Raw genomic sequence first — 11,613 nt, forward strand, 5'->3', positions numbered from 1 at the left:
TTATTCTAGGGGTTTGGTCAGTAAACCGACTTGAGAAAGGCCAGCATCCTGCAGGCTGGACATCAAGGCCATGACATCGCCATAAGGACGGGTATTGTGGCCATTGATCACGACATTGAGCACCTTGTTGTCATTTTGCGCCTGGGTTTGGGCATCAACCAGAGTACGCGTCAATTCTTCCAGTGTGACTGGACCAGTCGCCTGATTTTTATATTCTAGATAATATGAACCATCTTCTTTGAGTGTGACAATGGTCGGGGCATCCTTGGATTCGATCGGCAATCCATTGGCCTGAGGCAAGTCAACCTTGATGCCGCTGGTAATCATCGGGGCAGTGACCATAAAGATCACCAGCAGTACCAGCATGACATCGATATATGGTACGACATTCATATCACTTTTCAGTGGCTTTTTAATACGCTGAAAGCGTCCTGAACCTTGAATCGCCATTAGTCTTTGTCCTGAGTTACGCCCACAGACTGACGTTGCAATAGCGCCACCATTTCTTCGGCAAATAGTGCACGGTCAGAGTAGACCGTTTCACCTTTGGCTGTGAAATGGTTAAAGGCCAATACTGCTGGAATAGCTGCGAACAGACCGATCGCCGTTGCAATTAGTGCTTCTGCAATACCGGGTGCGACTGTCGCCAAAGTCACCTGATCGACATCTGCCAGACCAATAAAGGCATTCATAATGCCCCAGACTGTACCGAACAGACCGACATAAGGTGCAACCGAACCAATACTTGCCAACGCACCCAGACCTTGTTCCAGATGACCTTGGTCACGGCTTAAACCGACACGCAGAATACGTTCTGTCCCTTCAATCGACTGGGCAGTCGGCGCATGGCGTTTTTTCAGTTTTAGAAACTCGCCCAGACCCTGATAGAAAATATCTTCAAGACCAGTGCGTTTGGAGTTGAGTTGTGCATTGTTATACAGGGTATTCAGCTCAGCACCAGACCAGAAGATTTTCTGGAAATGTTCATCATCGGCCTGGGCTTTTTTATAACTCATATAGAGCCTGGCAATCAGATACCAGCTATATATTGAGGCTAACAGGAGAGAAAGCATCACCAGTTGTACGACAGGGCTTGCTTGTAAAATAAGATCTGAAACTTGAAGAGATGATTCTAACTGAGTCGCCATAGTTGTTACGTGTGCCAATAAATTTTTTTAGTCTTGTTCCAATTCTTTTTGAATTAGTTCGCGGATTTCATCCGGGAGTCGACGTGGTCGCATCTCTGCACTGATACATGCCAACTCAACCTCACCTGATGCAAGCATGATTTCACCACGATAAATATTTTGTTGCAATACAAATGATGAAGCTTTACATGAAATGACACGTGCCGTAACAGTAATTAAATCATCCATCAGGATCGGACGCATGTATTTGACATTAATTTTATGCACCACAAAATTGTAGTCTGTCTGATGCCAGTAATGGCTCACTCCAGCGGCACGTAACCATTCGGTACGGGTACGTTCCATATAGCGAATATGATTGGCGTGATAGACAATGCCACCCGCATCAGTATCTTCAATATAAACGCGGATATTGAATTCAAAGTGATTCGCCATAGTTTTGTTCCATGCAGATTTTCGAAATTTTTGCTTGTTTTTAGATGCAGGAAAGGGATTAGAGTTTGCCGGATTCCTGCCAACAGTCAAGCAATTTAGCGGTTCAAAGTTTAGCATTGTGAGTCTTGAGACCAATGGCACAAGGTGTCAAATCTGGAGAGAAGTCACTAAGATGAAGTACTAAGCGCTTAACAGCTCATTTATAAAACAGCAGCAGATACTAAAATGCGCGAGTCCTTGGAGCCGCGCATTTTTAGTAATAGAAGATTAGCCTTTATTTTTCTGTTTCCAGTTGGCCTGAACCTGCTCAGCTACTTTTGGATAGTCCAGAATAAAACGGACATGGCTTTCGACACCGGTTTTCAAGGTCGCATCATCGACAATGAAATTCGGGTTGTGATTCGGTGCGGCTTTTGCCGGATCCTGATCTGCTGGTGTGGCACCAACAAAAACGAAGAGCGATGGCATGAGCTGGCCATAATAAGCAAAATCTTCACTGGCGCTGGCATTGTTGTCTAAAACATGCAATTTATCTTCACCATGCACGCTCGCCAAGGTTGGGCGCATCAATTCAGTCAAGGTTTTATCATTGGTGGTCACTGGTGCATAAGGTGCAATTTCGACTTTCACCTTAACGTCATTGGCTGCGGCATTGTGTTCCAGCATTTTCGGCAAGTCTTTTAAAATGCCCTGACGTACATCTTCACTATTGGAACGAATAGTCCCGACCATATTGACCTGATCTGGAATGACGTTACCGGTAGTGCCGCCCTGAATACTGCCAATACTGACCACACCCATCCCTTTGGTCAGGTCGGCTTTACGGCTGATCAGGCTTTGTAAATTGGTCACCATCTGGGCAGAGGCATAAATCGGGTCTTTACCTGCCCAAGGCATGGAGCCATGTACCTGACTGCCATTCACCTGAATACGTAAATGATCGGCACTATTCAAAATCGCACCATCTTTGTAGAAGATATTGCCGCTTGGCATGCCTGCCATGACATGCATCCCGAAAATCACTTCAGGTTTTGGATTTTTTAAGGCACCGTCGGCAATCATTTTACGTGAGCCAATCTGATCGCCATGAGTGAAGTTATCAATATCTGCACCGCCTTCTTCAGCCGGCTGGAATACAAATACCACTGTCCCCGCAATTTTATCTTTATTGGCGGCCAGAACTTTGGCTGCACCTAATAACATCGCAGTATGTGCATCATGACCACAGGCATGCATCACATAAGATTCTTTGCCTTGATAAATGGCTTTTTGTTTGCTGGCGAAAGGCACGGGTGCAGTTTCCTTAATTGGCAAGGCATCCATATCTGCGCGTAAGGCCATCACGGGGCCGGGCTTTGCACCTTTTAATACACCGATTACACCAGTTTTGGCATAGCCTTTACGTACTTCAATGCCGTAGGATTTTAATTCTTTTTGGACCAGCTCCGAGGTTTTGAATTCCATGTTGCCCAGTTCAGGATGCTGGTGAATATGCTGGCGTAATTTGATGGTGTGTGCTTCAGCAGCTTGTACAGAATCATCAATCCAGTCGGCCAGGCTGAGCTGGCTACAGAAAAGAAGAGGAAGACAAAGGGATATCTGCTTATACATATTCATACTTCGGGAGAACCTTAAGAATTTGAAATGGTTAAAGTGATTCTTTAGGATGGCATATTGATCTAAGTTCGACCAAAACTCTCTAAGTATTTTTTGATACTTTAAAGGTATTCTGGGTGTTAATATCTGTTCTCAAAGAGCTTTATTTGTTCTTTTACATTGTAAGAATATGTATCTAAATTGATTTTTTATATTTATAAGGTATGAAAATTATAAAAATTTCAGGCTAAAAAGGGATAAAAACGATTACCTCTATATCAATAATCTGAATGAAGTGAAGATTTTTTAAACCTCTTAAACTTATTTTGGCACTTAGATTGCATTCACTCTTTCGTAATATTTTTTATGACGGAAATTGAACACATGTTAAAACCTTTGGCTTTATCTCTGGCAGTAGCTTCAAGCTTAAGTTTTATTTCGACAAGCCTATGGGCTGAAGACTTTAAGATACTGAAACAGCTGGAAAATAAACCGACATTACTCAAAAGTGGTGAATATAAAGGTCATTATTATGTGCCGAGTACCTTAAATACGATTACTTGGGGTTATCTGCCAAATAAAGATGCAAAACCTGTCTTGACTGTCCCTTCAGGTAGCACAGTTACTTTCGATACAGTTTCGCATGAAGGGCTGCTGGAAGATCAAGGCCGCAATGCAGAGAAATATTTCACATCAAAAGGCGTCAAGCCTGAGCATGTATTGGATGAAGCCAAGCTGATCACGAATTCCAAATTGAAACATGATTTCCATAAAGATGGACCACACATTATTACCGGGCCTGTCTATGTAGAAGGGGCAATGCCGGGCGATATTCTAAAGGTGGAGATTTTAAAAGTTGAACCGCGTGTACCTTATGGCGTGATTTCAAACCGTCATGGCAAAGGCACCTTACCCGAATTCCCGAAACGTCAGAAACATGAGCATGCATCTCCAGCCAATCCTGATGCTTATGGCAACGTGTCCATTTTTACCCCCATTGAGAAAAATGCGGATGGTGTATGGGAAGGCGTTTTAAAAACTGAATCTGGTAAAGCGATTCGTTTCCCGCTGAATCCGTTTATGGGCACGATGGGCGTTGCACCAAATACCAGTGAGCCTGTGCACTCTGTGCCACCATCATTTTATGGCGGGAATATCGACATCAATGAATTAGGAGCAGGGGCTACGGCCTATTATCCTGTACAGGTGCCAGGTGCTTTGTTCTATACAGGTGATAGTCACTTTGTACAAGGTGATGGTGAGGTGGCTTTAACTGCCTTGGAAGGTTCGGCACGTGCGACTTTAAAATTCACTTTACTTAAATCTGGCAAGGATAAAATTCCAGGTGCAGAGATTAAACAGCCGCTGGCTGAAAATGCTGAATTCTGGATTACGCCGGGTCTGGATGAAGACTTAGATGAAGCCATGCGTAAATCCACCCGTGAAGCGATCCGTTTTCTGGTCAATGAATATGGCATTTCTGAAGAAATTGCCTATGCCTACTTAAGTGCTGCCACTGACTTTGAAGTATCGCAAGTGGTGGATAAAACTAAAGGGATTCACGCCATGATTCGTAAAGCGGACTTTAAGGAATTTAAAAAAGAAGAGAAGTAATTTTTTATTTAGTTTTTTGTTTTGTGCTTTTGCCAACTGATTCAGGCATGGTCAGTTGGCTTTTTCTTTTGTGATACTTTGAAAATGTTTAGAATGTTGATAATAAAAATTCATTTAAGTTAAAAGGGGGGGGTGTGGCAGAGCAGAATAATAATGAAGTGATGATTCAGCTTCCGTGGACAGTGCCACAACAACCTTTAGTACAAACTACAAGTATGGTCGAAAATCCAAATAAGAAAATGGAACTTAATCTCACTCATTCGACAGATACAACAGCAATATCATCTTTCGCTTTATCCGTAATTATCGCTTTAATTTTTAGGAAGTTTAGCGACTTGGCTAGCTTATTGGTATGGACGGAAAAGTTTTGATTTAACTAAGCAATCCTTTGATTCTTTAATTGAACAAATTAAAAGTTCCGAGAAAATTACTTTGACTACTAATCAAGAGTTGATAAAAAGCCAAGAGAGCCAAAAAAAATTTGAATTATCATTTCAAAGAAAAGAGGCAGACAGAGCTGAATTTAGGAAGCTTTCCTTTGAATATATTAGTACAGTGAAACTGACTTTAAAATTTCTACTTATAAAGTTGTCTAATATTGAAGATGAATCGTGGGCATATTTAGTAGAAAATAGTTATGATAAATTCTTTGACACTTTCAATGAGCAATTGGATGAAGATTTTAATAAGCTTGGCGCGATTTCGTTACATTTGTTTTTGATTTTAAATAATAAGAGCAAAAATCACTATCAATTTAGTGAAAAAATAGAGCTTATTAATCGTCTAGTGCTTTCTATTTTATCCACTCTTGAAAGTAAAGCGGAAACCAAAGAAAAAACAGAAGATCTAGCAAAGAAAATAAATGATTTGCTTATTTTTATGACCGAAATTATACATTCCGATGAATCCTTTAATTAAGTAAAAAGCAGCCTAAGCTGCTTTTTTAAATCACTTATCTTTCGGTTCAGGCGGTGCCATCCCAAACTGCAAATACGCCATATTGGTGGCAATACGACCACGTGCAGTTCGCATTACATAACCTTGCTGAATCAGGTAAGGCTCAATGACATCCTCCAACGTACCAGAATCTTCTGCCATGGCTGCTGCCAAGGCTTCTACGCCAGCAGGACCACCATCAAAACGCTCAAGCAACATTGATAAATAACGGCGGTCGAGTGTATCTAAACCATCTTTATCGACTTTGAGCATGTCCAAAGCACGTTGGGCCATATCCTGATTGATCTCACCGGTACCTTTGACCTGAGCATAGTCACGCACACGACGCAATAAACGGTTAGCAATACGTGGTGTACCTCGTGAGCGACGGGCAATTTCTTTTGCGCCATCTCCCGTCATAGGTACATCCATCAAATTGGCTGAACGTTTGACAATATGGGTTAAATCTTCAACCGAATAAAACTCTAAACGTTGCACGATTCCGAAACGGTCACGCAGCGGAGAGGTGAGTAGACCTGCACGTGTGGTTGCTGCAACAAGCGTAAATGGCGGTAAATCCAGTTTAATCGAGCGCGCAGCCGGGCCTTCACCAATCATGATGTCGAGCTGATAATCTTCCATTGCCGGATACAGGATTTCTTCAATCACGGGTGAAAGACGGTGAATCTCGTCAATAAACAGGACATCACCTTCTTCCAGATTGGTTAGCATCGCGGCTAAGTCGCCGGCACGTTCCAGAACCGGACCAGAAGTTGACTTAAGATTGCCACCCATTTCTCGGGCAATAATATTGGCCAACGTGGTTTTACCCAGACCTGGGGGGCCAAAAATCAAGGTGTGATCGAGGGCTTCTTCACGGCCGCGGGCTGCACCAATGAAAATTTCCATCTGCTCACGAACCACGGGTTGACCGATATAGTCATCTAGGGAAGTCGGGCGAATGGCACGATCGAAGTGATCTTCGGGTTTTTCAGAACCACTGATGAGACGGTCTTGCATAACGTTTATATACCAATATTTTAGTGATCCTTTGAGCTGGTAATTTTGACACGGTCTCAAATATGGATCTGAATCCTAAGATTTTCGCCTAGGCGAGGAATTGAATTTTTGCGGAGTCTTTCCAATCAGATTTATATCTGAGTATTAACCTGCGGTTCGCCTTACTTTTGTTTCGGCAAAAGTAAGCAAAACCACCGTCATTCGCAAAACTCGTCGAATATTGATTCTTATCGAATATATCGCAGAAACATTTAACTATAAATGTCTCCTGCCTCAAACAGTTGCGAATGACTTTTACGCGTATCAGATTTTATCCTGTAACTTGGATATCATCTCTATTTGTTCATCGACTTTAATGCCGCGCGAATGATATCACTGGCTTCAGTAAATTCACCTTTGGCAGCATTCACCAGTTTTTGTGCTTCAGCAGGTTTATAGCCCAAGGACTGTAATGCAGCTTCCGCTTCAGCCACGGCTGAATTGCCCATAAACTGAATTTGTGGTGCAGTTGAATTACTTGGGGCAGCACCTGAAGCCATGGCTTTAAAGCGGTCACGTAATTCAATCATCAGGCGTTCAGCAGTCTTTTTACCCACCCCCGGAACTTTGACCAGAGTGTTGATATCTTCATGTTCAACGGTGTGGATCAGCATTTCCACACTTAAAGTGGAAAGAATACCAAGCGCCATTTTCGGACCAACGCCGTTCACCTTTAATAAGGTACGGAAAATGGTTTTTTCCTGCGCATTGATAAAGCCATAAAGTAACTGGGCATCTTCACGAACAGCCAGATGGGTCCACAGAGTAATTTTCTGACCTTTTTGCAACTGGCAGAAAGTGGTTAAAGGGGTATCAATCTCATAACCTACGCCGTTCACATTTAATAAAACAGTCGGTGCTTCCAGCGCCAGCACTTCCCCAATCAGGCATCCAATCATTTTTTATACATACTCAAATTTAATACAGGCATAGTAGTCAGCATTTTCGATAAAGGCAAAACTCTATCATTCAAATCCAGTGATTTTGCTGAGATTATCATCAGGCGTTCGTTCGCATTAGAGTAACCCGGCTTTATTGCCATGCAGTTCCTGCGCCAGATTATAGGCCTGATGATCAGAAAACTTGGAGACAATATCCAGCACCTGCATAATGTTGTCATAATGATCAGCACTAAACTGCGCACCCGAACGTTTTAAAATGGCCATTAAACGCTGTTCTTTAAAGCTTAAGGTTTTGTGCGGTGTGGTCAGTGGAATAAAGGCATCCAGAATCGTTTGCAGACTTTGATGCGCAATAATTTCCAGACCGGCTTTTTGCGGATGTTCGAAGATCTTGTCTCGCGCCAGTTCTTTGGCCCGGTTAATGCCAATTTCAATGTCGGCACTACAATAACCCAGCAATGAGCCTTGCAATTGGCCCATCAAAATTTCCTGCTGATGTCGGGCAAAGGCCGTGGTGACTTCATCTACCAGACGTTTCATGACCCGCCCACGCAGCGCGGCAATTTTTTGTTGCCAGGTGGTATAAGGCATATTGATTTCTTCAGGCGTGCCATATTCACCCAGCAAGTTCAGAAAGACTGGTTCAACTTCCGCGTAGCTGAGCATATTCAGGCTGATACCATCTTCCAGATCAATCAGGGCATAGCAGATATCATCCGCAGCTTCTAAAAGATAGGTCAGCGGATGACGACAATAATGATATTCACCGAGCTGAATCAAACCCAACTGTTCAGCAATTTCCTGCAAAATCTCTTTTTCAGACTGGTAACAACCAAATTTTGGACGTCGACTGGCCGGGGTGTTACCAGTCGGGTCAATGGCCTCAGAGAGCCATGGGTATTTAAGATAGGCACCAAGTGTGGCATAAGTCAGGCGCATGCCGCCATCATAGGGATGGTAATCGATCTTGGTCAGCAGGCGCAGGCCTTGGGCATTGCCTTCAAACTGGCGTACATCGGCTTCCTGTTCAGGACTCAAATCTTTTAAAAAGTCGGTATGTGATGCATCGTCAAACCATTCCCGAATGGCGTATTCACCGGCATGACCAAAAGGCGGGTTACCAATATCATGTGCCAGACAGGCGGCCTGAATGATGGCACCGACATCAGCCGGAGAAATCCAGGCAGGTAAATTATCTTTAATTTTCTCTGCAGCCAACATACCGAGTGAACGGCCAATACAGGAGACTTCCAGTGAGTGGGTTAAACGGGTATGAATGCCATCATGCTGGGTCAATGGATGGACTTGGGTTTTGCGGTTTAACTGCCGGAAGCTTTGCGAAAAAATAATACGGTCATAATCTTTATGAAACGGGCTTCGTGCCAGTTCAGTGCTCTGCTTTTTACTACCAATCCGAACTGTCGAAAGCAGTTCTAACCAACGCATTTGAGTCATTTATCATTATTCAGTGATCCACTATTTGCATCATGCCAAAAAACTAGCTCCTGCACTAGGGCAGTGCGACATGAATTGTCATGCTGCATATGGTTATTTCATTCCGCTGGAAAAAACTAAGAATTAAAAATCGAAATCATCAAATGAACAATAAAAAAGCAGACTCAATGGCCTGCTTTTTGTTTAAGGCGAAGAATCAGATTAGCTCTTCGCCATTTTTTTTGGCTTGTTGTATGTCTTTATAGACATTCAGGCAAATCGTGAACAAGACCAGGCTTGCCACCAATGGCCAAAAAAGTACATATAGGGTCAATAATTGACTTGTCATCTGAAATCTCCTTATTTACTTTTCTCAGATAGCTGGTGAAATTCAATCACCATCTTATTGATTTGTTTAAAATCAAATCGTTCTTTACTGTAGACCAGCGTCAATACAGTACATACCAGTGCACTACTGCCATACGCTGTTAGTGAGCTTAATAAAGTGCCATATTCGCGCAAGAAGCCGATGGTCCATGGCATGAAGCCAATACTGGCCAATATGCCAACGACCAGACCCACTTTCTTGCCAAAGAAACCAAAGGTCATCAGACCCAGCACCACACCAATCCCCAGGGTCGCAACGAGTTCAAAGCCAAGTGCGATCAATCCCTGAATCGGAAGCCATTCAAAACGTACTATCAGAAAGCTGAAAAATGCGAGGCCCACTGACCAGTTAAAGGCCCGGGCATTCACCTTGTCCCAATACAGACTAACAATTACCGGGAATACAATAGAGCCCCAAAGCGCACCCACAAAAATCAGCATCGACAAAATGTCAAACTTTAAGGTGGCAATCACAATTCCAAGCATGGTGGCAACGATCATGGTCATACGGCCAATGAATAGCATTTTCTTTGGATCAGGGCTGTTTTTCGCAATCTGTTTGCCATAAATGTCCGTCATGACAATCGCAGACAGGGCAGACAGATCCGAGTCAGCGGTAGAAGACAGGGCTCCAATCACCATGATGAATAAAAGCGCGACCATAAATGGAGAAAGATAAGTCGCTGCCATTTGCGGAATCAGGTTATTCAGGTTGCCATCAATGGGCTGAATACCTGCAAATAACGCCAATAATCCAAGCATGCCTAGACCAATAACAATTGCAGCATAACCAATCGTTGCAGTAATAAAGCTTGGCTTAATCAGATCTTCACGGACTGCAAACAGGCGCTGGGCAATGGTCTGATTACCAATCGAGTAGGCCAATACGGCAACAAAAAACGGTGCGCCTTGTTCCAGAAAGGCCGTTTTAGAGAAAAAATCCAGCTGTTCCGGTTGTAGGTTATGAATCCCGCTTTGAAACAGGGATGGCCCACCTAAGGTAAAGAATAAGGTTGGAATAATGATCACAGCCGCGACAATCATCGCCACCAGCTGACCAAAATCGGTAAAGACTGAGGAGCGGAAGCCCGACCAGAGGGTATAGGACAGTACACCGATACCGGTAATCAGCACACCATGGATAAAGCTTAAAGGAGATAAAATTTCAACCAGTGCCCCGGCAGCGGTAAAGTTCACCATCAGACTGATCACGCTACCCACAATATTGGAACCCGCCAGAATCATCTGGCTTTGATTGCCATGCCGGGCATGCATGATTTCTGCCAAAGTGTGTGCATTAGGCGCCAGTTCACGAAAGCGCTTACCAAAGGGATAGATAAATAAAATCATCAGCGCACCCCACAAACCATAGTGGAGGGCACCGGAAACGCCGTATGTATATCCGGATGAAGCTGCTGCATAAAACGATGCGGCCCAGATCCAGGTGGCGGTCATACTGGCCGCAGACATTCCAAATCCGATGGAGCCATTTGAGACCATGTAGCCATCGACATTTTCATTTTTCTGTTTAATACGTAACGATAGTAAAAAGGTGATGCCATAGAAAAGCACCATCAATAGTACAGTTGCTGTACTAGTGAATTGAAACATACATACTCCTTAAGCGGGTCACCTTTTGTTTTTGAAAATTAAATCATTGGTGACAGATTAAGGCTCTAAAATAGACAGAGCAGTGAAGCTATAGAACATCAAAAAATTAGTGTCCGAATATAGAATTTATATTCATCTCTACAGCAGAAAGGAAAAACCATTGCCAGGCCCAGAATTTGGACATTTCCTCAGCAATTCGGCTAGAGCTTAACATAAAATCATCAAATTTACTGATGAAGTGTCTATTTGGTAAGATTCTAAGCTGATATAGACGTGTAAATCTGTTCCTCTATTAGTTGAATAAAAAATAAAATTTTAGATATTTTTTCAGCAATTACAAATATTTATTTTAAATTTTTCGAGTTAAATAAAACTTGAGAATATGGATTAAATAAAAAGGTAACAAAATTTTATTATTAATCATTTCTTCATTATTTTTTTATATAGGCCTCATAATTCCTTGTGGGTTATTCTCATAAATACGAATGGTG

General features: G+C 42.8%; 12 protein-coding genes. 3 read left to right on the forward strand and 9 right to left on the reverse strand.

Annotated elements, in window-relative coordinates:
• From tolR to NI468_RS09665, 4 genes are all read right to left on the reverse strand, one after another.
• Positions 1–450 carry a protein TolR gene (tolR, locus tag NI468_RS09650; RefSeq protein ID WP_005103851.1) on the reverse strand — a complete coding sequence of 150 codons (450 nt, stop codon included), beginning with the start codon at positions 448–450 and terminating at the stop codon, positions 1–3.
• Positions 450–1,148, reverse strand: coding sequence for a protein TolQ (gene tolQ / locus NI468_RS09655; protein ID WP_004645669.1), 699 nt, complete (start codon positions 1,146–1,148; stop codon positions 450–452). Before tolQ ends, tolR begins: the two co-directional genes overlap by 1 nt.
• Positions 1,149–1,175: 27 nt before the next feature.
• Positions 1,176–1,583 (reverse strand): tol-pal system-associated acyl-CoA thioesterase, encoded by a 408-nt coding sequence (ybgC, locus tag NI468_RS09660; RefSeq protein WP_004645668.1) that lies wholly within the window; start codon positions 1,581–1,583, stop codon positions 1,176–1,178.
• Between the two features lie 267 nt (positions 1,584–1,850).
• The gene (locus NI468_RS09665; protein WP_253101559.1) at positions 1,851–3,194 is read right to left on the reverse strand and encodes an amidohydrolase; all 1,344 of its coding nucleotides are present in this window, start codon (positions 3,192–3,194) and stop codon (positions 1,851–1,853) included.
• 369 nt (positions 3,195–3,563) lie between these two features.
• On the opposite strand from NI468_RS09665, the gene NI468_RS09670 reads away from it, so the two are divergent.
• The 3 genes from NI468_RS09670 (at position 3,564) to NI468_RS09680 (ending at position 5,711) form a co-directional block, all read left to right on the forward strand.
• A complete protein-coding gene (locus NI468_RS09670; protein ID WP_121979862.1) occupies positions 3,564–4,793 on the forward strand; it encodes an acetamidase/formamidase family protein in 1,230 nt (409 codons plus the stop codon).
• A gap of 134 nt (positions 4,794–4,927) precedes the next feature.
• Positions 4,928–5,164: a hypothetical protein gene (locus NI468_RS09675; RefSeq protein WP_253101561.1), complete on the forward strand. Its 237-nt coding sequence runs from the start codon at positions 4,928–4,930 to the stop codon at positions 5,162–5,164.
• A gap of 61 nt (positions 5,165–5,225) precedes the next feature.
• On the forward strand, positions 5,226–5,711 hold the full coding sequence (locus NI468_RS09680; protein WP_252718443.1) for a hypothetical protein: 486 nt from the start codon (positions 5,226–5,228) through the stop codon (positions 5,709–5,711).
• A gap of 30 nt (positions 5,712–5,741) precedes the next feature.
• On the opposite strand, the gene ruvB is transcribed toward NI468_RS09680, so the two are convergent.
• The 5 genes from ruvB to NI468_RS09705 all read right to left on the reverse strand — a co-directional run bounded on the left by ruvB (position 5,742) and on the right by NI468_RS09705 (position 11,122).
• Positions 5,742–6,749, reverse strand: coding sequence for a Holliday junction branch migration DNA helicase RuvB (gene ruvB, locus NI468_RS09685; RefSeq protein ID WP_005247592.1), 1,008 nt, complete (start codon positions 6,747–6,749; stop codon positions 5,742–5,744).
• Between the two features lie 335 nt (positions 6,750–7,084).
• On the reverse strand, positions 7,085–7,687 hold the full coding sequence (gene ruvA / locus NI468_RS09690; protein ID WP_004731726.1) for a Holliday junction branch migration protein RuvA: 603 nt from the start codon (positions 7,685–7,687) through the stop codon (positions 7,085–7,087).
• Positions 7,688–7,804: 117 nt separating this feature from the next.
• A complete protein-coding gene (locus tag NI468_RS09695; RefSeq protein ID WP_004279103.1) occupies positions 7,805–9,145 on the reverse strand; it encodes a deoxyguanosinetriphosphate triphosphohydrolase in 1,341 nt (446 codons plus the stop codon).
• A gap of 196 nt (positions 9,146–9,341) precedes the next feature.
• On the reverse strand, positions 9,342–9,473 hold the full coding sequence (locus NI468_RS09700) for a putative transporter small subunit (protein ID WP_005265804.1): 132 nt from the start codon (positions 9,471–9,473) through the stop codon (positions 9,342–9,344).
• A gap of 11 nt (positions 9,474–9,484) precedes the next feature.
• Complete coding sequence (locus NI468_RS09705; protein ID WP_253101564.1) at positions 9,485–11,122, reverse strand: sodium:solute symporter family transporter; 1,638 nt, start codon at positions 11,120–11,122, stop codon at positions 9,485–9,487.
• Between the last annotated feature and the right edge of the window lie 491 nt (positions 11,123–11,613).

It is taken from the genome of Acinetobacter lwoffii, assembly GCF_024129355.1.
GTDB lineage: Bacteria > Pseudomonadota > Gammaproteobacteria > Pseudomonadales > Moraxellaceae > Acinetobacter > Acinetobacter lwoffii_I.